This window comes from Alkalilimnicola sp. S0819 (assembly GCF_009295635.1).
Classification (GTDB): Bacteria; Pseudomonadota; Gammaproteobacteria; order Nitrococcales; family WHIW01; genus S0819.
Genome location: NZ_WHIW01000022.1, coordinates 1 through 22,654 on the forward strand (window position 1 = coordinate 1; position 22,654 = coordinate 22,654).

A 22,654-nucleotide genomic window follows, 5' to 3' on the forward strand; every position below is an offset into this window, starting at 1 on the left:
TGAGCGTAGCGAGTTTGCTGCTCGCCCCCTTCCGGCGAGAAGCGCAGGGGAGCGCCGGGCGCAGCCCGGTGCCAAATCGTGGGCCGCCGCCGGCCGTACCCGCCCCAGGGCCCGCGCCAAGAGAGTCCGCGCCAAGCTTGCCGACCCGCCTATCATCACAATCAAGAGGTCTGTTGGTTTTCCCGCCAAGCCGCGAAGAACCAAAAACAATGCCTCCGGGCCCGAATTTCGGGATGATGGCGTGGCCACGCGCGGCGCCAAACATAAAAGTACAACGGGTCGAGCAAGAGCCCTGAACAACACTTGCGAGGAGAGTCCATGCCCCTGCGTGTTCTGGAGATCACCATCCCCCCGGGTGCCGCCCCGGCGGTGGAAAGCTTCCTGCTCACCCACCCGATACATGCACTGTGGCGTAGCCCCATCGACGACACCGCCTGCCAAATCCGCGCCCTGGTGGAAACCACCTGCGTAGAGCCGATTACCGACGTGCTCTCCCAGCGCTACGCCCTGGCCGAGGGTTTTCGAGTACTGGTGATGCCCGTGGAAGCCACCCTGCCCCGAGTCGCTGAGCCGGCCGCGGACGGAAAGGGCGCGGAGACACCCCGACGCGGCCCCGGCCGTGTCAGTCGCGAGGAACTCTACCAGGACGTGGCCGCCGGCACCGTGCTCGGCCCGGTGTTCCTCGCCACGGTCATCCTCTCCGCCCTGGTCGCGTCCATCGGCCTGATACGGGACGATGTGGCCATCATCATCGGCGCCATGGTGATCGCGCCACTCCTGGGGCCGAACATCGCGCTGGCGCTGTCGGCCACCCTGGGCGATGGGCGGCTTGCGCGGGGGGCACTGCGCAGTGGCAGCGCGGCGTTCCTCCTCGCTCTGGGCTTCGCCCTGCTGGCCGGCCTGGTGCTGGACGTGGACCCGTCGGTGAGAGAGATCGCCAGCCGCACCCGGGTGGACGCGGCTCACGTCGTGCTGGCGCTGGCCGCGGGCGCCGTGGGCGCCCTGTCCTTTATCACCGGCGTACCCGCCGCGCTGATCGGGGTCATGGTCGCCGTGGCCCTGATGCCGCCACTGGCCACGGCGGGCTTGTTGGCCGGTAGCGGCCATTGGGGCCCGGCACTGGGCGCCGCCTTGCTCTATGCCATCAATGTGAGCTGCGTGAACATCGCCGCGGTGGCCACCTTCATGTCTCAGGGCATACGCCCCCAGGCCTGGTGGGACGCCGATCAAGCGCGGCACGCCACCCGTGCCGCCGTCATCGCCTGGCTGTCGCTGTTGGCGCTCCTGGGCGGCTTGATCGCAATCTACACCCGCTATCTGGATTCAAGACTGACCGGCTGAGCAAGGCATGCCCGCGCAAATCGAACAACTGGTCTTTGATGAGCGCCCGGCTGCAGATACAGGTAATTACCCTGATGCTGGTGATCACCGCCTACTGTGGGCCGGCACGGCGACCGGCGCCTTCCCACCCAAACCGGTTGCCACCGCTTGCGCGGCGCGGCAGGCTTGATATCCATGAGTTTCCAGTTCAGTCATCGACAGTTCGTCATCGTCCTGCAGGGAATTCTGTGGCTAGCCGTGATCGGCTCGCTATGGGAGCAGCAGTGGCTGAACGCCCTGCTCACCGTGGGCATCATCCTCACCACCCTCACCCCGCAACTGCTGGCGCGTCGCTACCGGCTCGACATCCCCTACCGCTTCCAGCTGCTGGCCATCGCTTTCCTGTTCGCGGCGCTGTTCCTGGGTGAGATGCGGGATTTCTACGGCCGTTTCTGGTGGTGGGACATCCTGCTGCATACCAGCTCGGGCTTTCTGCTGGGCATCGTCGGTTTTCTGCTGGTACACGTGCTCAACGAGACCGAAGAAATCGGCTTGCACATGAAGCCCGGCTTCGTCGCCTTCTTCGCCTTTCTGTTCGCCCTGGGTGTGGGTGCGCTCTGGGAACTGTTCGAGTTCTCCATGGACACCTTTTTCGGGATGAACATGCAGAAGCCCATGCTCGGCGACCCCTCGGGGCTGACCGACACCATGGTGGATCTGTTGGTCGATGCCATCGGTGCCTTGGTCATCGCGCTGCTCGGTTACCGCCGCTTGAAGATGGCGGACCGGCAATCCTTCCTGCATCGTTGGTTGCGCAGTTTCATAGACCGTAACCCGCGCCTTTTCCGGCGCGGCTGACCACAGAAGCTGCATGTCGGGAGCCGGGGGCCTTCGATCAAGGGTGCCGGGCGCGGGATCGGCGCCGCCACGGCGCGCCGGGCCGCCGCAGAGGCCCAGGGGAATTGATGAGTCTCTCCCCAAGCTGCGAGGAACGATAAAAAAGCCCGGCAGAGCCGGGCTTTTCTCTTCGATTCACAGCCAGTCGGCTTCAGCAGCCGTACCTGGCCTTGGCTTCGCGACGACGACGATGCAGGACCGGCTCCGTGTAGCCGTTGGGCTGCGCGCGGCCCTGCAGCACCAGTTCCACCGCGGCCTGGAAGGCCACGCTGTCATCGAAGTTCGGCGCCATATTGCGGTAGCTCGGGTCGCCGGCGTTCTGCCGGTCTACCACTTCCGCCATGCGTTTCAGGGTCTCCATGACCTGCGCCTCGTTGGTAATACCGTGGTGCAGCCAGTTGGCGATGTGCTGGCTGGAGATACGCAGAGTGGCACGGTCTTCCATCAGGCCCACATCGGTGATGTCCGGCACCTTGGAGCAACCCACACCGGACTCCACCCAGCGCACCACATAGCCGAGGATGCCCTGGGCGTTGTTGTCCAGCTCATTCTGGATATCGTCGGCGGAGAGCTGCTCACGCAGCAGCGGCAGGGTGAGGATATCGTCGAGCTTGGCGCGCTCACGGCCAGCCAGCTCTTCCTGGCGGGCCAGCACGTCCACCTGGTGGTAATGCATGGCGTGCAGGGTGGCGGCGGTGGGCGACGGCACCCAGGCGCAGTTGGCGCCGGCCTTGGGATGAGCGGCCTTGGTATCCATCATGGCGCGCATCTCGTCAGGCTTGGGCCACATGCCCTTGCCGATCTGGGCACGGCCGCGCAGGCCGCACTCCAGGCCGACGTCCACGTTCCAATCCTCGTAGGCGGCGATCCAGGGCTGGGCCTTCATGGTGTCCTTGCGCACCACGGGGCCGGCCTCCATGCCGGTGTGAATCTCGTCGCCGGTGCGGTCCAGGAAACCGGTGTTGATGAAGATCACCCGCTCGCGGGCGGCGCGGATGCACTCCTTGAGGTTCACCGTGGTGCGGCGTTCCTCGTCCATGATGCCGATCTTCATGGTGTTCGGCTTCATGCCCAGTGCCTGCTCGATGCGCTCGAACAGTTCCACGGCGAAGGCCACTTCCTCCGGGCCGTGCATCTTCGGCTTGACGATGTACATGCTGCCGGCACGGGAGTTGCGCGCGCCCCCGCTCTTCTGCAAGTCGTGCAGGGCGATCAGCGCGGTGACCATGCCGTCCAGGATGCCTTCGGGAATCTCTTCGCCGTCGCCGAACAGCACCGCCTCGTTGGTCATCAGATGGCCCACATTGCGCACCAGCAGCAGGCTACGACCGGGCAGGGTGAACGCGGAGCCGTCGGGAGCGGTGAACTCGCGGTCCGGGTTCAGGGTGCGGGTGACGGTTTCTCCGCCCTTGGTGAAGCTGGCGGACAGGTCGCCCTTCATCAGCCCCAGCCAGTTGGCATAGACCTCGGCCTTGTCTTCGGCGTCCACCGCGGCAACGGAGTCTTCGCAATCCTGGATGGTGGTGACGGCGGATTCCAGCACCACGTCCTTGATGTTGGCCGGGTCGTCCTTGCCGATCGGGTGCTGATCGTCGAACTGTATCTCGGCGTGCAGCTGATTGTTGCGCAACAGCACGCTGCTGGGTGCGGAGGCCTCACCGGTGTAGCCAACCAACTTCTCCGGCTGCGCCAGGGAGGTCTCGGAGCCGTCCTTGAGGCTCACCAGCAATTGGCCGCCATTCACCGCGTAGCCGGTGCTGTCCTTGTGGCTGCCCTTGGCCAGCGGCGCGGCCTGGTCGAGGAATTCCCGGGCCGCTTCCACCACCTTGGCGCCGCGCACCGGGTTGTAGGCCTTGCCCTTCTCCGCACCGTCGGTTTCCGGCAGCACGTCAGTGCCGTAGAGCGCGTCGTACAGGCTACCCCAGCGGGCGTTGGCCGCATTCAGGGCGAAACGGGCGTTCTTCACCGGCACCACCAACTGGGGGCCGGGGACGGTGGCGATTTCGGGGTCCACGTTGTCGGTGCTCACCGAGAAGCTCTCGCCTTCCGGCAGCAGATAACCGATTTCCTGCAGGAACTGCTTGTAGGCGGCGAAGTCGAAGTCGGCGCCCTGCTCCTTGTGCCAGGCATCGATCTTTGCCTGCAGCTCGTCACGCCGGGCCAGCAGCGCCTTGTTGCGCGGGGCGAGATCGTTGACGATTCGCTCCAGCTCGCCCCAGAACTTCTCCGGCGCCACGCCGGTCCCCGGTGCAATCTGCTGGCTGACCAGATCATGCAGCACTTTCGCGACCTGCAGGCCGCCCACCTGAACGCGTTCAGTCATGTCGGATGCCTCGTTACCCAATGAATCTGCGATGTGAAGTTTGATATGCGCAAAGATCGCGCATTCTAGCGGAACTGACGCACAGTATCGACGTCACGCCCCCGCCGACCTTCAGCCTCCGCCGCCCCAGACCTGCTCCAGGCGCTGCGCGCGCCCGCAGTTCCACTTGTAGAAGTGATAGCGCGCCGGGTTCTTGCGGTAGTAGTTCTGATGATATTCCTCGGCGGGATAGAAGTCGGTGGCCGGCAGGATGGGGGTGACGATGTTCTCCCCGAGTTGCGCGGCGGCGGCCCGTTTGGAGCGCTGCGCCGCCTCCCGCTGCGCTTCGTCGGCCACGAAGAGGGCACTGGTGTAGGACTCGCCCCGATCGCAGAACTGTCCGCCCGCATCCAGCGGGTCCACATTGCGCCAGTACACTTCCAGCAGGCGCTGGTAGCTCACTTTGTCCGGGTCGAAGAGCACCCGCACCACTTCCCTGTGCCCCGTGCCGCCTGCGGTGACCTGTTCGTAGCTGGGGTTGGCCACATCGCCGCCGGCATAGCCACTGGTGGTGGAAAGCACGCCGTCCAGTTCATCGAAGGGCGGCTCCATGCACCAGAAACAGCCGCCGGCGAAAAGCGCCGACCGCGGCTCGGCGCCGTGCGCCACGCCCTGGGACAGAAGCAGACACAGCAGCACTAGCAATCCACGCATGATCGGACTCCTCAATCGGGGACGTTGCGGCGCAGCTCCTCCAGCCACAGCTCGGCTTCCGAGTCGCTGGGCGCACGCCAGTCGCCCCGCGGTGACAGCGACCCGCCGGAACCCACCTTGGGGCCATTGGGCACGGCAGTGCGCTTGAACTGGCTGATCTTGAAAAAGCGGTACAGAAACAGCTCCAGCCAGTGTTTGATGGCCGCCAGATCGTATTGGTTCCGCTCTGCCTCGGGCAGGCCCGCGGGCCAGCGCCCGCGACCGCGATCGGACCAGGCCCAGTGGGACAGAAAAGCGACCTTGCTGGGGCGAAAGCCGTAGCGGGTGATGTAGTAGGTGTTGAAATCCTGCAGCTCGTACGGGCCGATCTTCTCCTGGGTACTCTGGGCGGGCGCATCGCTGCTCCCCTTCCCGGCAGGGACCAGCTCGGGAGAGATTTCCGTATCCAGCACCGATTGCAGGATACGGCCGGTGGCCGCGTCGAATTGCCGGCTGTGTATCACCCAGCGCAGCAGATGCTGGATCAGGGTCTTGGGTACCGAGGCGTTGACGTTGTAATGAGACATATGGTCCCCCACCCCGTAGGTGGCCCAGCCCAATGCCAGCTCCGACAGGTCCCCGGTTCCCAGCACCAGGCCGCGGTGGTGATTGGCCAGGCGAAACAGATGGGAGGTGCGCTCGCCCGCCTGCACGTTCTCGAAGGTGACGTCGTAGAGCGGTTCGCCGTCGGCCCAGGGGTGGCCGATATCGCGGAGCATCTGCTCGCAGCTCGGACGTATGTCGATCTCCTCGGCACTCACTCCCAGCGCCCGCATCAGCCCGTGCGCATTGCGCAGCGTCACCTCGCTGGTGGCGAAGCCGGGCATGGTATAGGCGAGAATATTTCGCCGCGGCAGGCCCAGCCGGTCCATGGTGCGCGCGGCGACGATGAGCGCATGGGTGGAATCCAGCCCCCCCGATACACCGATCACCAGACGCTCGATGCCGGTGCTGCGTATACGCTTCATCAGGCCGTGGACCTGGATGTTGTAGGCCTCGTAACAGCGCTCGTCTCGCAGCTGCGGGTCGTTGGGCACGTAGGGGAAACGCTCTATTTCACGCTGCAGCCCCTCGGCCCCGGCCGGTGGCGTGAACCGGAAGCGCACCCGGCGCATGCGCCGCAATCGCTCCCGGTGCTCACCGGCGGCGTCGTTGAAGCTGGTGGTGCGCATGCGGTCCTGGGCCAGGCGCTCCAGGTCGATGTCGGCGAGCAACATCTGCTCTTCATCGGCGAAGCGCGCGCTTTGCGCCAGGCACTCGTCGTTCTCGTAGATCAGGCCATGCCCATCCCAGGCAAGATCATTGGTGGATTCACCGGGCCCGGCGGCGGTGTAGAGATAGGCGGCGATGCACTTGCCGCTCTGCGCGGCGCACAGGTCACGGCGGTAATCCGCCTTGCCGATGGTGATGTTGCTGGCGGAGAGATTGCACAGCACCGTAGCGCCGGCGAGCGCGGCATAGGTACTGGGCGGCACCGGCGCCCACAGGTCCTCGCAGATCTCGGCGTGCAGCACGAACCCCGGCAGCCCCTCCGCCTCGAACAGGATATCCGGGCCGAAAGGCACCCGCTGACCGAGCAACTCCACCTCGTCGGCAATGGCGTCCCGCGCGGCGGTGAACTGGCGTTTTTCATAGAACTCGCGGTAATTGGGCAGGTAGCTCTTCGGCTGCACGCCCAGCAATCGGCCGCGGTAGATGAGCACCGCGCAGTTGAACAGCTTGCCCTCGAAGCGCAGGGGGGCGCCCACCAGCAGCACCGGGTCCAGCGCCCGGCTGGCATCCAGCAGTTCACCGAGTGCGGCGCGGGTGGCGTCCAGCAGCGCATCCTGGTGAAACAGGTCCTCGTTGCTGTAAGCGCTCAAGCCCAACTCGGGAAACAGCGCCAGCCCCGCGCCGGCATCATGGGCGCGGCGGGCCAGCCCCAGCGTGCGGGCGAGGTTCCAGGCCGGATCGGCCACTTTCACGAAAGGCATGCAGACCGCCGCACGCAGCATGCCGTGGTTGTAGATGGAGTGAAAACCCTGCGCGTTCATGCCTGTCCCGGGGTGAGGTTCTGACTTGAGGAGGCTCCGAAGCAGCAACCATAGCGGCGCGCCGCCGGCTTCACAATGCGCGTGCTTGAAAGCCCCGGCTGGCGTCGCCATTCGCCAAGCCATGGCCAGCAACGATACCCAGAGCTTCCCCCACAGCAGCCGCACGGTGCTGTTGCTGATCGATGTGATCAATGACCTGGCCTTCCCGGGCGGCGAGGAACTGCTGACCAACGCCCGCCCCATGGCGGATGCGTTGGCGAGCCTCAAGCGCGCGGCGCGTGAACGCGACCTCCCCGTCGTGTATCTGAACGACAACTTCGGCCAATGGCGTTCGGACTTTCGCGAAGTGGTGAAGCATGCGTTGCGCGAGGACTCTCCGGGCGCGCCCATGGTGCGCGCCCTCTTGCCCGAGCCGGACGATTACTTCGTGCTCAAGCCCAGGCATTCGGGTTTCTTCGGCACTACCCTGGAGACCCTGCTGCACTATCTGGGCGCGCGGCGCCTGGTGCTCGGCGGCCTCACCACCGATATGTGCGTGCTGTTCACCGCCGTGGATGCCTATATCCGCGATTACGCCCTGCGCATCCCTGCCGACTGCAGTGCCTGCGTGCGTCAGCGAGACCACGAGGCGGCGATCACTTACCTCCGGGACACGCTCAAGGCGGATACCCGACCCGGCATGCCTTGATCACGGCGCCCAAGTGGGCAAACATGGCAGCATGTAAGGCGCCGAGGCTTGGGAGACGCACATGGTCACGCTGCTGCAGGGACTCGCCGCCGGCGCGCTGGCGCTGGTATTCGTCTTCTTCGCCCTGGGCAACGCCTGGACCCTGATCCGGGCCCGTTCCCGCCGCCAGGGCACCTCCCTCGCCCTGTTCGTGGGCGGTCTGTGTGGCGCACTGGCCGTGCTGGTCGCACCACTGGCCGGCAGCGCACGCTGGCTATGGCTGCCCCTGCTGCTGGATCTGGGCACCCTGCTGCCCGGGCTGGCGCTAACGCGTCGGCGCCTGCTCACTCACTCCGGCGCCGGCCCGCACCGGGATCCCACACCGGCCTGATTACGGGCTGAAACCGGCCGCGGGCTCAGTAAACCCGCCCGCCCCGGTACAGGTGGCGACGCCAGTATGGGTTATCCAGGCTCGCTTCGCTCACGTGCTTGCCACTGGAGGGGGCGTGGATGAAGCGGCCATCGCCGGCATACAAGCCCACATGCCACGCCTTGTCGCCCAAGCGAAAGAACAGCAGATCCCCCGGGGCGAGTCGCGTTCGCGGCAAGGGGCTGAGCCGTTGCAGTTGATCGTGGGTGGTCCGCGGCAGGGCGACCCCCGCCCGGGCGTAGGCATACTGCACCAGGCCGCTGCAATCGAAGCCGTTTTCCGCGCTGCTGCCCCCGTAACGGTAGGGCGTGCCCAACACGGCGCGGGCATGACTCAGGGCCACCTGTCCCGGCCCCACCTGGCTCGCTTCCAACCCCATCGCCTCAGGAGCGGCGCTCGCTGTCGGGGCCTGCCCCCTGGAGGCGCAACCACTCAATAGCAAGAACACCAGCAGGGACGCACCCAGCGCCGCGCCACGCCATCCGCTCATCATGCCTCACCCCCCTGTGCCCGCAACCCGGCGCGGGCGTGCATGGCCGACCAGACCAGCCCCAGCAGCACCAGCCCAACCACCGGCAAGCCGGCCAGATTCAAAGCCACCCAGCCCAGGCCTTCCAACAGGCTGGAGGAAAGTATCGCGCTGCAGGCCACTGTGCCGAATACCAGCAGGTCGTTGATGCCCTGCACCCGCGCCTTCTCGGAGGGTCGATAGGTGGTGGTCAACAGACTGGTGGCGCCAATGAACAGGAAATTCCAACCCACGCCCAGCAACAAAAGCGCCCAGAAGAAATGGCCGCCCAGCTGCCCGCTGATGTTCACCAACAGGCAGGCACCGATCAGCAAGGCCCCGAGGGTCATCACCGGGCGTACGCCCAGGCGCCCGATCAGATTACCGGTGAAGAAAGACGGCAGGAACATGCCCAGGATATGCCACTGGATCACATGGGCGGCCTCGCCGAAGGGCATGCCCCGATCCGCCATGGCGAGGGGCGTGGCCGTCATCACCAGATTCATCAGCCCATAGGCCACCACCGCGCTGAATACCGCCAGGAGCATCAGAGGCTGGCGAAAAACCTCGCTCATGGGGCGCTCCGGCTCCGGGTTTTCCGGCACCACGGGGCGGGGCATGCGCAGACGGCTCAGGGCGAGCAACGCGAGTACGTACAGGACGATCAAGCCGGCGAAACTGCCGGCGAAGGGCTGATCCAGCCAGTGCTGCCCAAGCCGGGCGAGGTTAGGCCCGATGAAGGCCGCCAGCACGCCGCCGGCCAGCACCCAACTCACGGCCCGGCTGTTCCAGCTCGCGGGCACCGCCTCCACCGCGGCGAAGCGGAACAACTGGCCGAAGCCGTTAAAGACACCCACGCAGAGCGCACCGGCACAGAACAGCCAGAAATTACCCCACAGCACGGCCGTTACGCACAGCAGCGCTCCCAGCAGCCCCATGGCCGCGCCCAGGCTGAAACCGGCCCGCCGGCCTATGCGGGCCATGAGCAAGGAGGCCGGCAAGGCGGTGAGCATGGTGGCGAGAAACTGCAGTCCCAGCGGCACCGTTGCCAGCGACGGGTTTTCGGCGATCTGCCGCCCTACCAAGGCGGAGCTGCTGATCAGCAAGGAAGCGCCGGACATCATCATCGCTTGGCAAAAGGCAAGAATCGCCACATTACCCAATGCCGGTCTACTGCCCATCGGCCACGTCCCCTCTCGCCTCGAAAATGCGCTCCAACAAATCCGGGTCATCGAAATGGCGCCGGCCTACGAAACCGGTTACATGCCGCCCCCATTGGCGCATCGCGCCGGGCTCGGGGACGCCGGTGGGCCAGAAGAACCAGCGCTCGGCCCGTTCCGTGCCGGGCACCAGCCCGTACTCATCGAACAGGCTGCGGCCGCCGTCCTTAAGGGGAAGCTGACGCAGGCTGTCGTAATCGGCGAAGTCATAAACCTGGCCGCGAAGGTCGTCCCGCGCCACCGTGCCCGCGCGCCGGATGTAGTGCGTGCCCGCTTTCAGGCCCAGCACCAGGCGCCTGCCAGCCGGTGCCCAATCCAGGTTCGGGTGCACCAGGGGCGGCTCGGCATAGGCCGGATCCGCTCTGGCCACCAGGGCGGGCGCGGGGAAGTGGCGATGGTAGCAACCGCAGTGATGGATGCTGTCCACCAACAGCACCTCGCCCCGGCTGGTCAGGGTGATGCGCACATTCAGTCCATCCAGCCGGCCGGCGAGCAGATCCAGCGGCCCCTTGGCCGGGCGTGCGTCGAACCAGATACCGTAGTTCAGCTGGGGCAGCACTTCGCCCTGCCAGCGGGTAAAGCTGAGCCGGGTATAAACCCGCGGGCGGGATGCATCCACCTCCGGGCCCCGGTCACCCCAGCGTGGCGCGCCCGGACGATCCGCCGCGCTGGCCTGTTCCACCACGAACACCGGCGCGTACCAATGCAGCCACTCCTGCAGCTGCTCGGCGCTCAGGCGCGGCACCCCCAGGGCGTCCCGGGCCGTAATCACCGGCTGCCGGGGCGCCGAGGCGGGCGGCGGCGCGTACACCGCGCCCCAGTCCCGCTCGGGGGATTGAAGCTGCACGGCTTGGCGCTCCCTCGCCTGCCAGGAAGAGACCCCGTAAAGCACCAGGTAGCGACTCAAGGGGTAGCCGCCGAAGGCCCGGCCCAGCTGGGAATATTCGTCCTGGGCCACGGCGGCGGCGCGCAGCGCCGCCCGCCCGGCCTCGTCACCCAGGCGGGCCGCGCGCAGGGTCTGCGCGCAACGTGCCAGCCGCGCTTGAAGCGCCGCCGCATTACCGCCCGGCAGGGATTGAATATCCGGCAATCGCCCCAGCTCCGCTGCTCGCGCCTGGCGATCCAGCGCGCGCATATGCGCCACCCACTGCTGAAAAGCCGGCTCACTCATGGGCTCATCGCGAAAGGAGGCCAGGAAGCGGTCCACCCGCAGCCAGGGAAAACCCGCCACCCGGAAACTACCGGCATCCCGCACACCCGCCCGGGCCACCGCCGTATCCACCTGCCGGTAAAGGCGGGCGCAGGCGCCAAGCTCATCGTCCTGCCCCACCAGAGGCGAGCGGGATTCCCGCGGCGCTACCGCGCAGCCGCCCAGCAACAAAGCCAACAACACGGTCACGGCAAAAGCCCGGTGACCGAACGGGAGCCAGATTCTGCTTTTCATGGCCCGATGATACGTCAGAGCCGGTCGATCTTCGCCGCCAGGATGAAATCGTTCTCATGCAGACCGTCGATCTTGTGGGTATACAGCTCGATGCGCACATAGCCATAACCCAGTGCCAGGTCCGGGTGATGCCCTTCCCGCTCGGCCAGCTCCCCCACCCGGTTGACGAAATCCAGTGCGCGGGCGAAATCCGGGAAATCCCGGGCCCGTCGCAGGCGACGCCCACCTTCGGCCAGCTCCCACTCGGGCAGCGCGGTCAGATGCTCCCGCGCCGCGGTTTCGGCCATGGGTTCCACGCCCCCCTGGCAAGGCGTGCAATGCTGATCGGACAAGCTCATGGCGCGGTTCCTCCTGCTGCGCGCGGGGCTGGATTGTGCACCCGCGATCCGTTGTAGACTGCGTGCTCTGCCGCCGGATTATCAAGCACATGAACCAGCATACGCCCCGTGTCGGTTTGTTCGTCACCTGCCTGGTGGACCTGATGCGCCCAGGCATCGGCTTCGCCAGCGTGAAACTGCTGGAGGACGCCGGTTGCCGGGTCGAGGTCCCCGAGGCCCAGACCTGCTGCGGTCAGCCCGCCTGGAACAGCGGTGACCGAGCCGACACCGCCGCCCTCGCCCGCCAGACCATCGAAGCCTTCGAAGGCTTCGACTATGTGGTCGGCCCCTCCGGCTCCTGCATCTCGCAATTGCGCAAGTATCCGCAATTGTTCGCCGACGCCCCCGAATGGCTGGCGCGGGCGGAGAAGCTCGCCACCCGCAGTCACGAGCTCACCAGCTTCCTGGTGGATGTGCTGGGCCGAGAAGATGTGCAGGCCCGCTTCGAGCAGCCGGTGTGTTACCACGATTCCTGCTCCGGCCTGCGGGAGCTGGGCGTGAAGGCGCAACCCCGTGCACTGCTCGCCTCGGTGACCGGCACGGCGCTGCGGGAGATGCCCGAGAGCGAAGTCTGCTGCGGCTTCGGTGGCACCTTCTGCGTGAAGTACCCGGAGATCTCCACCCGCATGGCCGGCGATAAATGCGCCAGCATCCGCGCGAGCGGCGCGCCCGTGGTGCTGGGCGGAGACCTGGGTTGCCTGATGAATATCGCCGGCCGGCTCCGCCGGCTGGGTGAGCCGGTGCGCGTCTACCACGTGGCCGAGGTGCTGGCGGACATGGCCGATGGCCCGGCGATCGGCGAGGAGGAACGCTGATGCAATCCCAGGCCCATCGGTTCAAGCCCCGCGCGGTGGAGGCGCTGCACAACGAAACGCTGCAGCAGGCCCTGGCCAAGGCCAAGGGCGGTTTCATCGACAAGCGCGCCGCGGCCATTCAGGAGATTCCTGATTTCGAGTCCCTGCGACAGCGGGGCGAGACCATCAAGGAGCACACCCTGGCCCATCTGGATGTGTACCTGGAGCAATTCGAGGCGCAGCTGCTCCGCCAGGGCGGCCAGGTGCACTGGGCGGAGGACGCCCGGGACGCTACCCGTGTGATCGCTGATATCTGCCGGGAAGCCGACGCGAAGCGCATCCTCAAGGCCAAGACCATGGCCGGCGAGGAAGTGGGGCTCAACGAGGCGCTGGAGGAAGCAGGCTTCGAGATCGTCGAGACGGATCTGGGCGAGTACATCATCCAGCTCGCCCACGAGCCGCCCAGCCACATCATCGCGCCGGCCGTGCACAAGACCCGGGAGGAAATCACTCGGCTCTTCGATCGGGTGCACCATGGGCTGGAAGAAGTACGCCTGCGGGAGGTGCCCGACCTGGTGGACGAGGCGCGACAAGTACTGCGGGAGAAATTTCTCTCGGCGGAAGTGGGCATTTCCGGGGCGAACCTGCTGGTGGCCGAGACCGGCTCGGTGACGGTGGTGACCAACGAGGGCAACGCCGATCTGAGCATGACCCAGCCCCGGGTGCACATCGTCATCGCCGGCATCGAGAAACTGGTGCCCACCCTGGAGGACGCCGGCACCCTGCTTCGCCTGCTGGGTCGCAGCGCCACAGGCCAGGCCATGACCGCCTACACCAGCCTGGTCACCGGCGATCGACGCGAAGAGGACCCGGACGGGCCGGTGGAATACCACGTGGTGCTGCTCGACAACGGCCGCTCGCGCATGCTGGCCGGAAAATACCGGGACATGCTGCGCTGCATCCGCTGCGGTGCGTGCATGAACCATTGCCCGGTCTATGGCAGCATCGGCGGTCATGCCTACGGCTGGGTCTACCCCGGCCCCATGGGTGCCGTGCTCACCCCGCAGTTCGTCGGCCTGGACGAGGCCTATGATCTGCCCCATGCCTGCACGCTGAACGGCCGCTGCAAGAGCGTCTGCCCGGTGCGCATCCCGCTGCCGGACATGTTGCGCAGCCTGCGCGACGACCAGTTCGAGGCCCGCATCACCCCGGCACGCACTCGCTGGGCCCTGAAGCTTTGGGGCTGGGTAGCGCGGCGGCCGCGGCTCTATCATCTGGGCGCGCGCCTCGCCAGCCGGCTGCTCGCGAACCTCGGCCGGGGCTCCATCCAGCACCTGCCCGGCGCCGGAGGCTGGACCCGGGGCCGTGATTTCCCCCTGCCCCAGGGGGAAACCTTCCAACAGGCCTGGAAACGCCAGAAGGAGCACCGTGGTGAACGCTAAAGAGCGCATCATGCAGCGACTGCACGCGGCGCTGGACGGAAATCGACCGGATCTGGCGCAGACACTCGCTGAGCGCGAGCGCCTGCTCGCCGGCACCGCCCCGCGCCCCCAGTGGTCGGAAGACACCGAAGCGCGGTTTCTCGACCGACTGAGCGCGGCGGCGGCAAGCCATGAATTCGTGGAGAGCCGGGAGGCGCTCGCCAGTCGCGCCATTGCCTTCCTGGGCGACTTGCCGGTGCGCAAGCTGCGCATCGCCCCCCATGAGCTGCTGCGTGGCCTGGACTGGCCCGCGGATTGGGAGGTGAAACAGGGCGTGGGCGGCGAGACCGACTGGCCGGCGGCGATCACCGTGGCCGAGGCCGGCGTGGCGGAGACCGGCACCCTGGTGCTGCCCTCCGGGCCGGAGACGCCCAGCTCACTGAACTTCCTCCCCGATTACCATCTGGTGGTGCTGCGCCAGGGGAGCATCCTGCCTTATCTGGAGGATGTCTGGCCGCGCCTGCGGGAGAAGGCACTACCGCGCATGGTGAACCTGATCACCGGCCCTTCGCGCACCGCCGACGTGGAGCAGACCATTCAGCTGGGGGCGCATGGCCCGCGCAGCCTGCATGTGCTGATTCTGCGGGAGTCGTAAAGTCACGGGGCGGAATCCCCGAGCAGCCCTGTCCTGGCGATGCGAGCTTGGCTGCTCGCCCCTTTTCATCGAGAAGCGCAGGGGGTCTCGGCCGCTTGCGGGCGAGACGAGTCTTGGGCCGGGGAAAGCCTGCCCGCCCCACACCGGGCGTCGCGCCGGGATCGGATTTTAGCCGGCGGTGGAAGATCCTCGGTTCCGCTTCGCTGCACCGCGGCTACGGGGGCGGTGAACGCTCTTCCCGTTTCACCTGCTCCCAGACCTTGTCCAGTTCGGCCAGGGTGACTTCGCGCATGTCCTGGCCGCGATGGGCGAATTCCGCTTCCACCGCCCGGAAGCGGCGCTCGAACTTGGCATTGCTGCGGCGCAGGGCCGCTTCCGGGTCGATGTCCATGTGCCGGGCCAGGTTAGCGCAGGCAAACAGCAGATCGCCCAGTTCCTCTTCCACCAGTTCCCGCGGGGCGCCGGCGCGGATCTCCGCTTCCACCTCGGCGGTTTCCTCGCGAATCTTGTCCAGCACCGGCAGGGCCTCGTCCCAATCGAAACCCACCCGCGCGGCGCGCCGCTGCAGTTTCACCGCCCGCTGCAGGCCCGGCAAGGCCAGGGTCACGCCATCCAGGGCGCTGGGGCTGGCCGCCTCGCCCTTTTCCGCCCGCTCGGCGGCCTTGATGGCCTCCCAGCTGCGGGTCTGGCTGGCCGCGTCGGTCTCCCGCGCCTCGCCGAAAACATGGGGGTGACGGCGCACCAGCTTCCGGGCGATGCCCCGCGCCACCTGATCGAAATCGAAGTGCTCCGCCTCCTCGGCCATCTGCGCGTGATAGACCACCTGGAAGAGCAGATCGCCGAGCTCCTCACGCAGATCGCCCATATCACCGCGCTGGATGGCGTCGGCGACCTCGTAGGCCTCTTCCAGGGTGTAGGGGGCGATGCTGTGAAAATCCTGCTCCAGATCCCAGGGGCAGCCGCCCCGCGGGTCGCGCAGGCGGCGCATGATCTGGCGCAATTCGTCCATGGGGCTCATGTAAGGATCACCGGTCGAGGCCGCGAAGGAGGACACAGCATCGACCAGTGGCAAGCCCCCTTGCAAGCCTGAATGGGCGGCTCAGGGGGCGAGCAGGAACTCGCGGACCGCGCCGATCTGCGCCGCATCCATCAGGTGCGGGGCGTGGCCGGTATCGGCCACGGTGATCACCCGGGTGTTGGGCTCCCGGTCCATGCGCTCGGCGGTCTCGGCCAGCAGCACCTGGGAGAGTTCGCCGTGAAATACCAGCACCGGGCCATGAAACGATCGATACAGGGGCCACAGGTCCACGTCCCCCGGCGGATAGCGATAGCCGTGGATCAGGTCCGGATCGTAGTTGAGGCGCCAACCCTGGGCGTCCTCACGCAGGCTGTGGTGGAGCAGATGCCGCAGGCACTCGTCCGGCATCGGACCCCATTCGGCAAAACCGCGCATCAGCGCCGCCTCCGCCTTCTCGCGGCTGTCGAAATACCGGGGTGCGTTGATGGAGCGCTCGGCGATTTCACGAATGACGGACAGGGGAATTTCCGTGCCCACGTCGTTGAGCACCAGACGCCGTATGGGAGTGTCGGCCTGCCCCGCCCAGCTCATGCCGATCATCCCGCCCATGGAGGTGCCGAGAAAATCGAACTCCTCCACTCCCAGCTCCGCCATCAGGCCCTGCAGATCACGCAAGTAACAGGCGCTGTCGTAATGGGCGATATCGTGGGCGTAGTCGGAATCCCCCCGCCCGATGATGTCCGGGGTGATCACCCGGTAGCGGTCGGCCAGCCCCTGGGCCAGAAAGTCGAAGTCATGGCCATTGCGATACAGGCCGTGCACACAGAGCAGGGTGCGCGGCCCCTCGCCGAACTGCCGCCAGGCAATGCGGTAGCCGTCACGGTTGAGGTAATAACGGTTATTCATACTCAACGCGGCGCCACGTCCTTGGCGAGCACCAGCGCCTCGCCGGTCACCAGCATATCGCCGGCGGCATTGCGGCAAACCGTTTCCAGGTTGACCAGGTTCTTGTCCTCGCGCAGCCGGGTGATGGTCACCGTGGCGGTGAGCGCCTCGCCGTAGAAGGCGGGCTGGCGGTATTCCATGCGCTGCTTGAGATAATTGGTGCCGAAGCCGGGCAGCTCGGTGCCCAGGATGTAGGAGAACATGCCGCCGATCAGCGCCTCGGGCACCCGGTGCTTCGCGCCTTCCCGGTCATCGCCGCTGGCGCCGGAGAGCGCCAGATAGGCACGGCGGTCATCGTCACTGAAGGTGCGGGTGGTGGACGCACTCATCCCTACGCTCATGCCTTTCATTGCTGCACCTCCGCAAGCTGTACCCGGGTCTCACCCTGCAGGCCCGCATCGCCGTTCGGGCGCACCGAGGCCACGCCCAGCCGCACTTGCTCTCCCTCCACCGACAGCACCTCCAGGCGCAGGGTGACGGTCTCACCGGCCGGGGTGCCGGTGGGAAACATCATGCTGTGGGTCAATTGCCGCGCACCGGGAATGTGCTCCTCGATGGCCGCGCCCAACAGGCTGTAGAGCAGCATGCCGTGTGAGACGGTGCGCCCGAAGTGGGTTTTCGCCGCAAAGGCCGGATCCACGTGAATGGGGTTGTCGTCGCCACTGAGCCGGGCGAATTCATTGAAATCCTCCTGACTCAGGGTGCGACGGGTCTCGAATACCTGGCCGACTTGCAACATGGCTGACCTCGTTGTGGATTGCTTGTGCCCGCGCTCAGCCGCCGAAGCGCTCGCGCAGTGCCGGTTTGACCACCTTGCCGCCGGCGTTGCGCGGCAGGGCGTCCATGAATTCCACCCGCTTGGGGACCTTGTAGCCGGCCAGGCGCGCCTTGCAAAAGCGCAGCAGCTCCTCGGCCTCCAGCGCCTCGCCTGTCCGACGCACCACGACGGCCAGGCCCACTTCGCCCCAACGCTCGTCGGGCACGCCGATCACCGCGGTTTCCGCCACGGCGGGGTGTTCGTAGATGACGTTTTCCACTTCCGCCGGATAGACGTTCTCGCCGCCAGAGATGTACATGTCCTTGGAGCGGTCGACGATGTAGTAGTAACCGTCCGCATCGCAGCGGGCGATGTCGCCGCTGCGGAACCAGCCGTCCTGCGTAAAGCTCTCGGCGGTTTTCTCCGGCAGGTTCCAATAGCCGGGGGTGACGCTGGGCCCGCGCACCAGCAGTTCACCGGCCTGCCCCGTGGCCACGTCACGCTCCTGCTCGTCGACGATGCGGGTTTCGATGAACAACTGCGGCATGCCCACCGAGCCGGCCTTGTCGATGGCGCGTTCGGAATCGATGAGGAACACGGTGGGACCGGTTTCGCTCATGCCGAAGCCCTGGCGTATGCGGATGCCGTAATCGGCGTAATCCTCGATGATCCGCACCGGCAGGGGCGCACCGCCCGAGGCCCAGACCCGCACGCGGCTGAAGTCGGTGCTCTTGAACTCGGGGTGCTGTATCAGCATCAGGTACACCGCGGGCACACCGAAGAACACCGTGACCCGCTCGGCCAGCAGCTTGAAGGTCAGCTCCGGCTCGAAGCTGCGCAGGATGATGGCGGTGCCGCCCACAATCAGGGTGGGCAGGGTGTAGAGGTTGATGCCGCCCACATGGAACTGGGGCAGCAGGTTGAGACTCACGTCCTCGGCGGTAAGGTTGCTGGGCACCCCGATGTCCAGATAATTGACCAGGGCCATCCCCAGGGTCTGCACCACGCCCTTGGGCTTGCCAGTGGTCCCCGAGGTGTAGATCAGATACCAGGGCTCATCCTGCTGGCGGGCCGGCATGATCACCGGCTCGCCGGAGGCTTCGGCCAGCGCCGACTCGAAATCGGGCTCGCCTTCGCCGAAACCGAGCGCCGGTATCCCCAGGGAGGCCTCCAGCGCCTGGGCGGCCTCGGCGTAGACCCCATCGAAGATCAGCAGTTTCGGCTCGCAGTCCCGGAGCACGAACTCCTGCTCGGCCACGGCCAGACGCCAGTTCATGGGCACCAGGATCAGCCCCGCCTTGGCACAGGCGAACAGCGCTTCGTAGAACTCCGCGCTGTGCTGGCAGAGCATCGCCACCCGCTCGCCGGGCTGCAGGCCGTAGCGCCGCATGAACACTTCCGCCAGGCGGCTGGCGCGCTCATCGAGTTGCCGATAGCTCAGCTCCCGGTTGCCCATGGGGTCCAGGATAGCGGTCTTGTCACCGCTGAGCCGGGCACGCTTGTGAGTCCAGTCGAACATCATCATGGCCGGTCAGGCTCCTTCCAGGGCTTTAACGAATTCCGCCACCCGCTCCCGCATACCGGGCATCTGCACGCATTCCAGGAACGCCTGGCGCTCGGCCTCCAGATCGGCCCGCCAGGCGGCTCGGTCGCCGTCCATCAAGCGTTTGGTGCTGTAGAGGCTATGGGGCACCTTGCGGCTGATCTCCCGCGCCAGGCGCTCGGCGGTCGCACGCGGGTCACCGTCGACAATTTCGTTGGCGAGCCCCCGGCGGACGGCCTCTTCGGCGGGCATCACCCGGTTGCGCAACTGAATCTCGGCGGCCGCCCGCGGGCCGATCACCCGCTGCAGCAAACGCCCCCAACCGCCGTCGGGGGAATAGCCCACATCGACGTAGAAAGGCGCGAAACGGGCATTATCGGCCAGCAGCACCACATCGGAGCCGAGCACGAAACCCAGCCCACCGCCGGTCACCCAACCCTGTACCGCCGTGATCACCGGCTGGGGAATCTCCCGCAGCGCCATCACCGCCTCATTGAGTTGGCCCACCAGGCCGTGGCTGTAATCGGCGATCCGCGCCCAGTTATCCAGGAAGCCGCGCATATCGCCGCCGGTACAGAAGGAGCGGCCCGCCGCCTGTAACACCAGCACCTTGGCATCGCTGTCACGGACCTGCCCGATCCGGGTGAGAAAATCCTCCAGCAGCTCCGGCACCAGGGCGTTGTGCTTGCCCGGCCGATGGAGCTCCACGAAGGCCACGTCATCCCTGATTCCGAAGCGCACCAAATCCCGGGTGTCCGCTTGATGTGACGAATGGTTCATGTTCTGAACAATAGGCCGGGTTTTCCGTGCTGTCAAAGACTTATGACGCTGCACCGCAACATACATGAGGGCCGAATCAGGGCTGGACGGGGGCCCCTCCTGCTCGCACAATAGAGTCCTCCCAATCTAACAACCACAAGAGAGGCGAGTTTTGGCCAAGCCCGTCAAACCGGTTACCGCACGCGGTGAACAGACCCGCCAGAAACTGTTGCAGGCCGCCGAGCAGGAGTTCGGCGAGAAAGGCTTCCACACGGCCTCCATCAGCAGCATTACCCAACGGGCGGGTGTCGCCCAGGGCACCTTCTACATCTACTACGCCTCCAAGGAAGACATCTTCAAGGCGCTGGTGAAGGACATGGGGCGCAAGATGCGCCACTTCCTCACCGAAGCCACCGAGGGCATCACCGACCGGCTGGAGATCGAGCGCAAGGGCCTGGTGTTCTTCCTGCAGTTCGCCCTGCAGCACAAGAACCTCTACCGCATCGTCATGGAATGTCAGTTCATTGACGAGGCCACGTATCGGGATTACTACGAGGGGATGGCCGAGGTCTACGCCGGCCGCCTCAAGCGCGCCCAGGAAACGGGCCAGATTCGCGAGGGCGACGCCCACGCCCAGGCTTGGGTACTGATGGGTATCGCCGTGTTCATGGGCATGCGCTATTCCATCTGGGAAGACGCCCTGCCGCCCCAGGCGGTGCTGGACACCGCCACCGACTTCATCGCTTCGGGCCTGACACCCTAAGGGACGCGCCGATCAGCCCCTCGGGGCCGCTCCCCTCGCCGGTTCCTCCACCGGATGGCAGGTGCGGGGCACCGGGTGCCCCATGAAGGTTTCCATCAGGCAGGCCAGATAGCGCATGGTGCGGGCCGCTTCCGCATCGCTGCGGGGCAAACCACGCCGAGCTTCCAGCAGATCCACCACCCCCGCCTGCAGGCGGGCGAGCCCCCGATTGTGGCGCGCGCGGCTATCATCCGGCGCCAGGGCCAGCGCCCGGTCGTAGGCGTCCATGGCCGCCTCCAGCTTGCCCCGCTGGGCCCGCGCGTTCCCCAGCCGGAACCAGGCTTGCGCATCCTCGGGGCGGCGGTTCAGATAGGCCGCGTAGCCCTGCTCCGCCGCCGCCCAGTCTTCCGCCTGGTAAGCCTGAGCCGCCCGGTCCGGGCTCCCGCCCAGACTCGCGCAGCCACCCAACAACACCACGCCCAGCGCCAGCGCGCATGGGTTTTGCCACGATAAATGCTTTATCATCGGGCCACTTTATAGCACCAGGATTCTGGGAGCCATGACTAAGCACAGCCCTCGCACCGCGGTACGCATAGGCCATATCACCGTAGGCGGCGACGCCCCGGTGGTGGTGCAATCCATGACCAATACCGACACCGTCGACGAGGTGGCCACCGCGGTGCAGGTGGCGCAACTGGCGAAGGCCGGTTCGGAGCTGGTGCGCATCACCGTCAATTCCGAAGAGGCCGCGGCGGCGGTGCCGCGCATCCGTGAGCGTCTGGACGCGATGGGCGTGGACGTTCCCCTGGTGGGGGATTTCCACTTCAACGGCCACAAGCTCCTCACCCAGGAACCGGCTTGCGCCGAGGCGCTGGCCAAGTACCGCATCAACCCGGGCAATGTGGGGCGAGGCAGCCGACGGGACCCCCAGTTCGCCACCATGATCGAGCTGGCCTGTCGCTACGACAAGCCGGTGCGCATCGGCGTGAACTGGGGCAGTCTGGACCAGGAACTGCTGGCGCGAATGATGGACGACAACGCGCGCCTGCCCTCCCCCCGCGAGCCCGGCGTGGTCATGAAGGACGCGGTGGTGACCTCGGCGCTGCAGAGCGCGGCCCGGGCCGAGGAACTGGGGCTGCCCCACGATCGGATCATCCTCTCCTGCAAGATGAGCGTGGTGCAGGATCTGATCACCGTGTACCGGGATCTGGCCGGCCGCTGCGACTACCCTCTGCACCTGGGGCTCACCGAGGCGGGCATGGGCTCCAAGGGCATCGTCGCCTCCACCGCCGCGCTCGCGGTGCTGCTGCAGGAAGGTATAGGCGACACCATCCGCGTCTCGCTCACCCCGCAACCGGGCGAGGCCCGCACCACCGAAGTTGTGGTGGCCCAGGAAATCCTGCAGACCATGGGCCTGCGCGCCTTCACCCCCCTGGTTACCGCCTGCCCGGGCTGCGGGCGCACCACCAGCACCTTCTTCCAGGAGCTGGCGGAGAAGATCCAGCGTTATCTGCGCGAGCAAATGCCCCAGTGGCGGGAGCACTACCCCGGCGTGGAGCACATGTCGGTGGCGGTGATGGGCTGCGTGGTCAACGGGCCGGGCGAGAGCAAGCACGCCAACATCGGTATCAGTCTGCCCGGCACGGGTGAGCGCCCGGTGGCGCCGGTGTATGTGGACGGGGAAAAGACCGTGACTCTGAAGGGTGAAGGCATCGCCGAGGAGTTTCAGGGGATGGTGGAGGAATACGTGCACCGGCGCTATGGCACGGGGGGCTCCAACCCGGCCTGACACGGCGCCGCACCCGGGATGTTTCATGTCGCTATGGCGGGGTAACGGCGACATGGGAAACCGGCCCTGTGACGAGCCTTGTGGCGGACGAGCCTTATGGCGTAGGTGCCGGTTCCGGGGTGGGTGCGGCCTGGAGCGGCCCACGATTTGGCCCGGCTGCGCCGGGCTCCCCTGCGCTTCTCGCCGGAAAGGGGCGGGTTGCAAACTCGCTTCGCTCAAACAGGCAACCCGCTTTTTCCCTTTCCGGCTGCGATGCTCGGCTGCATCGACGTCCGCCCCA

General features: G+C 66.5%; 23 protein-coding genes. 9 read left to right on the forward strand and 14 right to left on the reverse strand.

Features of this window, described 5'->3' with window-relative positions; translation table 11 throughout:
* The first annotated feature begins 318 nt into the window (after positions 1 to 318).
* Positions 319 to 1,341 carry a TIGR00341 family protein gene (locus GBG68_RS13330; RefSeq protein ID WP_152148181.1) on the forward strand — a complete coding sequence of 341 codons (1,023 nt, stop codon included), beginning with the start codon at positions 319 to 321 and terminating at the stop codon, positions 1,339 to 1,341.
* 174 nt (positions 1,342 to 1,515) lie between these two features.
* Positions 1,516 to 2,178, forward strand: a complete 663-nt coding sequence (locus GBG68_RS13335) for a hypothetical protein (protein WP_152148183.1) — start codon at positions 1,516 to 1,518, stop codon at positions 2,176 to 2,178.
* A 190-nt stretch (positions 2,179 to 2,368) separates the two neighbouring features.
* Here the strand turns inward: GBG68_RS13335 and GBG68_RS13340 are convergent, their stop codons facing one another.
* The 3 genes from GBG68_RS13340 to GBG68_RS13350 form a co-directional block, all read right to left on the reverse strand.
* Positions 2,369 to 4,540 carry a malate synthase G gene (locus GBG68_RS13340; protein WP_152148185.1) on the reverse strand — a complete coding sequence of 724 codons (2,172 nt, stop codon included), beginning with the start codon at positions 4,538 to 4,540 and terminating at the stop codon, positions 2,369 to 2,371.
* Positions 4,541 to 4,651: 111 nt separating this feature from the next.
* On the reverse strand, positions 4,652 to 5,233 hold the full coding sequence (gene msrA / locus GBG68_RS13345; protein WP_152148187.1) for a peptide-methionine (S)-S-oxide reductase MsrA: 582 nt from the start codon (positions 5,231 to 5,233) through the stop codon (positions 4,652 to 4,654).
* An 11-nt stretch (positions 5,234 to 5,244) separates the two neighbouring features.
* Positions 5,245 to 7,305, reverse strand: a complete 2,061-nt coding sequence (locus GBG68_RS13350) for an NAD(+) synthase (protein ID WP_152148189.1) — start codon at positions 7,303 to 7,305, stop codon at positions 5,245 to 5,247.
* 85 nt (positions 7,306 to 7,390) lie between these two features.
* On the opposite strand from GBG68_RS13350, the gene GBG68_RS13355 reads away from it, so the two are divergent.
* Together GBG68_RS13355 and GBG68_RS13360 are read left to right on the forward strand one after the other, a co-directional pair.
* The gene (locus GBG68_RS13355; protein WP_226801804.1) at positions 7,391 to 7,993 is read left to right on the forward strand and encodes a cysteine hydrolase family protein; all 603 of its coding nucleotides are present in this window, start codon (positions 7,391 to 7,393) and stop codon (positions 7,991 to 7,993) included.
* Positions 7,994 to 8,054: 61 nt separating this feature from the next.
* A complete protein-coding gene (locus GBG68_RS13360; protein ID WP_152148191.1) occupies positions 8,055 to 8,363 on the forward strand; it encodes a hypothetical protein in 309 nt (102 codons plus the stop codon).
* 25 nt (positions 8,364 to 8,388) lie between these two features.
* Here the strand turns inward: GBG68_RS13360 and GBG68_RS13365 are convergent, their stop codons facing one another.
* Genes GBG68_RS13365 through GBG68_RS13380 form a run of 4 tightly spaced genes read right to left on the reverse strand, consistent with a single transcriptional unit; the run spans position 8,389 to position 11,912 of the window.
* Entirely contained in the window at positions 8,389 to 8,895 is a 507-nt protein-coding gene (locus GBG68_RS13365) for a C40 family peptidase (protein ID WP_152148193.1), read from the reverse strand.
* The gene (locus GBG68_RS13370; protein ID WP_152148195.1) at positions 8,892 to 10,091 is read right to left on the reverse strand and encodes an MFS transporter; all 1,200 of its coding nucleotides are present in this window, start codon (positions 10,089 to 10,091) and stop codon (positions 8,892 to 8,894) included. The genes GBG68_RS13365 and GBG68_RS13370 overlap by 4 nt, the downstream gene beginning before the upstream one ends.
* The gene (locus GBG68_RS13375) at positions 10,081 to 11,574 is read right to left on the reverse strand and encodes a hypothetical protein (protein ID WP_152148197.1); all 1,494 of its coding nucleotides are present in this window, start codon (positions 11,572 to 11,574) and stop codon (positions 10,081 to 10,083) included. Before GBG68_RS13375 ends, GBG68_RS13370 begins: the two co-directional genes overlap by 11 nt.
* A 14-nt stretch (positions 11,575 to 11,588) precedes the next feature.
* The gene (locus tag GBG68_RS13380; protein WP_152148199.1) at positions 11,589 to 11,912 is read right to left on the reverse strand and encodes a 4a-hydroxytetrahydrobiopterin dehydratase; all 324 of its coding nucleotides are present in this window, start codon (positions 11,910 to 11,912) and stop codon (positions 11,589 to 11,591) included.
* 89 nt (positions 11,913 to 12,001) lie between these two features.
* On the opposite strand from GBG68_RS13380, the gene GBG68_RS13385 reads away from it, so the two are divergent.
* From GBG68_RS13385 to GBG68_RS13395, 3 genes are read left to right on the forward strand one after another with little or no spacing between them, the layout of a single operon-like run.
* A complete protein-coding gene (locus GBG68_RS13385) occupies positions 12,002 to 12,766 on the forward strand; it encodes a (Fe-S)-binding protein (protein WP_152148201.1) in 765 nt (254 codons plus the stop codon).
* On the forward strand, positions 12,766 to 14,187 hold the full coding sequence (locus GBG68_RS13390) for a LutB/LldF family L-lactate oxidation iron-sulfur protein (protein ID WP_152148203.1): 1,422 nt from the start codon (positions 12,766 to 12,768) through the stop codon (positions 14,185 to 14,187). Before GBG68_RS13385 ends, GBG68_RS13390 begins: the two co-directional genes overlap by 1 nt.
* Entirely contained in the window at positions 14,177 to 14,821 is a 645-nt protein-coding gene (locus GBG68_RS13395) for a LutC/YkgG family protein (RefSeq protein ID WP_226801805.1), read from the forward strand. Before GBG68_RS13390 ends, GBG68_RS13395 begins: the two co-directional genes overlap by 11 nt.
* A gap of 214 nt (positions 14,822 to 15,035) precedes the next feature.
* Here GBG68_RS13395 and mazG read toward each other — a convergent pair whose 3' ends face one another.
* The 6 genes from mazG to GBG68_RS13425 form a co-directional block, all read right to left on the reverse strand.
* The gene (gene mazG / locus GBG68_RS13400) at positions 15,036 to 15,839 is read right to left on the reverse strand and encodes a nucleoside triphosphate pyrophosphohydrolase (RefSeq protein WP_152148205.1); all 804 of its coding nucleotides are present in this window, start codon (positions 15,837 to 15,839) and stop codon (positions 15,036 to 15,038) included.
* A gap of 81 nt (positions 15,840 to 15,920) precedes the next feature.
* Positions 15,921 to 16,745, reverse strand: coding sequence for an alpha/beta fold hydrolase (locus GBG68_RS13405; protein ID WP_226801807.1), 825 nt, complete (start codon positions 16,743 to 16,745; stop codon positions 15,921 to 15,923).
* Positions 16,746 to 16,747: 2 nt separating this feature from the next.
* Positions 16,748 to 17,125, reverse strand: coding sequence for a hypothetical protein (locus GBG68_RS13410; protein ID WP_227011414.1), 378 nt, complete (start codon positions 17,123 to 17,125; stop codon positions 16,748 to 16,750).
* 5 nt (positions 17,126 to 17,130) lie between these two features.
* Positions 17,131 to 17,523, reverse strand: a complete 393-nt coding sequence (locus GBG68_RS13415) for a MaoC/PaaZ C-terminal domain-containing protein (RefSeq protein WP_152148212.1) — start codon at positions 17,521 to 17,523, stop codon at positions 17,131 to 17,133.
* Between the two features lie 34 nt (positions 17,524 to 17,557).
* Entirely contained in the window at positions 17,558 to 19,066 is a 1,509-nt protein-coding gene (locus GBG68_RS13420; RefSeq protein ID WP_152148214.1) for an acyl-CoA synthetase, read from the reverse strand.
* Between the two features lie 6 nt (positions 19,067 to 19,072).
* A complete protein-coding gene (locus GBG68_RS13425) occupies positions 19,073 to 19,864 on the reverse strand; it encodes an enoyl-CoA hydratase/isomerase family protein (protein WP_193222346.1) in 792 nt (263 codons plus the stop codon).
* 151 nt (positions 19,865 to 20,015) lie between these two features.
* Between GBG68_RS13425 and GBG68_RS13430 the strand changes: the two genes are divergently transcribed.
* Positions 20,016 to 20,606 (forward strand): TetR/AcrR family transcriptional regulator, encoded by a 591-nt coding sequence (locus tag GBG68_RS13430; protein ID WP_152148218.1) that lies wholly within the window; start codon positions 20,016 to 20,018, stop codon positions 20,604 to 20,606.
* Positions 20,607 to 20,618: 12 nt separating this feature from the next.
* Here the strand turns inward: GBG68_RS13430 and GBG68_RS13435 are convergent, their stop codons facing one another.
* Positions 20,619 to 21,110 carry a tetratricopeptide repeat protein gene (locus GBG68_RS13435; RefSeq protein WP_152148220.1) on the reverse strand — a complete coding sequence of 164 codons (492 nt, stop codon included), beginning with the start codon at positions 21,108 to 21,110 and terminating at the stop codon, positions 20,619 to 20,621.
* A 34-nt stretch (positions 21,111 to 21,144) separates the two neighbouring features.
* On the opposite strand from GBG68_RS13435, the gene ispG reads away from it, so the two are divergent.
* Entirely contained in the window at positions 21,145 to 22,374 is a 1,230-nt protein-coding gene (gene ispG, locus GBG68_RS13440; RefSeq protein WP_152148222.1) for a flavodoxin-dependent (E)-4-hydroxy-3-methylbut-2-enyl-diphosphate synthase, read from the forward strand.
* Positions 22,375 to 22,654 lie beyond the last annotated feature (280 nt).

Coding starts and splice junctions, on each gene's coding strand:
- GBG68_RS13340 (WP_152148185.1), bottom strand. CDS start 4,540: ATGACTGAACGCGTTCAGGTGGGCGGCCTGCAGGTCGCGAAAGTGCTG.
- GBG68_RS13410 (WP_227011414.1), bottom strand. CDS start 17,125: ATGAGCGTAGGGATGAGTGCGTCCACCACCCGCACCTTCAGTGACGAT.
- GBG68_RS13370 (WP_152148195.1), bottom strand. CDS start 10,091: ATGGGCAGTAGACCGGCATTGGGTAATGTGGCGATTCTTGCCTTTTGC.
- GBG68_RS13375 (WP_152148197.1), bottom strand. CDS start 11,574: ATGAAAAGCAGAATCTGGCTCCCGTTCGGTCACCGGGCTTTTGCCGTG.
- GBG68_RS13380 (WP_152148199.1), bottom strand. CDS start 11,912: ATGAGCTTGTCCGATCAGCATTGCACGCCTTGCCAGGGGGGCGTGGAA.
- msrA (WP_152148187.1), bottom strand. CDS start 5,233: ATGCGTGGATTGCTAGTGCTGCTGTGTCTGCTTCTGTCCCAGGGCGTG.
- GBG68_RS13330 (WP_152148181.1), top strand. CDS start 319: ATGCCCCTGCGTGTTCTGGAGATCACCATCCCCCCGGGTGCCGCCCCG.
- GBG68_RS13415 (WP_152148212.1), bottom strand. CDS start 17,523: ATGTTGCAAGTCGGCCAGGTATTCGAGACCCGTCGCACCCTGAGTCAG.
- GBG68_RS13425 (WP_193222346.1), bottom strand. CDS start 19,864: ATGAACCATTCGTCACATCAAGCGGACACCCGGGATTTGGTGCGCTTC.
- GBG68_RS13405 (WP_226801807.1), bottom strand. CDS start 16,745: ATGAATAACCGTTATTACCTCAACCGTGACGGCTACCGCATTGCCTGG.
- GBG68_RS13385 (WP_152148201.1), top strand. CDS start 12,002: ATGAACCAGCATACGCCCCGTGTCGGTTTGTTCGTCACCTGCCTGGTG.
- GBG68_RS13360 (WP_152148191.1), top strand. CDS start 8,055: ATGGTCACGCTGCTGCAGGGACTCGCCGCCGGCGCGCTGGCGCTGGTA.
- GBG68_RS13365 (WP_152148193.1), bottom strand. CDS start 8,895: ATGATGAGCGGATGGCGTGGCGCGGCGCTGGGTGCGTCCCTGCTGGTG.
- GBG68_RS13435 (WP_152148220.1), bottom strand. CDS start 21,110: ATGATAAAGCATTTATCGTGGCAAAACCCATGCGCGCTGGCGCTGGGC.
- GBG68_RS13335 (WP_152148183.1), top strand. CDS start 1,516: ATGAGTTTCCAGTTCAGTCATCGACAGTTCGTCATCGTCCTGCAGGGA.
- GBG68_RS13390 (WP_152148203.1), top strand. CDS start 12,766: ATGCAATCCCAGGCCCATCGGTTCAAGCCCCGCGCGGTGGAGGCGCTG.
- ispG (WP_152148222.1), top strand. CDS start 21,145: ATGACTAAGCACAGCCCTCGCACCGCGGTACGCATAGGCCATATCACC.
- mazG (WP_152148205.1), bottom strand. CDS start 15,839: ATGAGCCCCATGGACGAATTGCGCCAGATCATGCGCCGCCTGCGCGAC.
- GBG68_RS13350 (WP_152148189.1), bottom strand. CDS start 7,305: ATGAACGCGCAGGGTTTTCACTCCATCTACAACCACGGCATGCTGCGT.
- GBG68_RS13420 (WP_152148214.1), bottom strand. CDS start 19,066: ATGATGATGTTCGACTGGACTCACAAGCGTGCCCGGCTCAGCGGTGAC.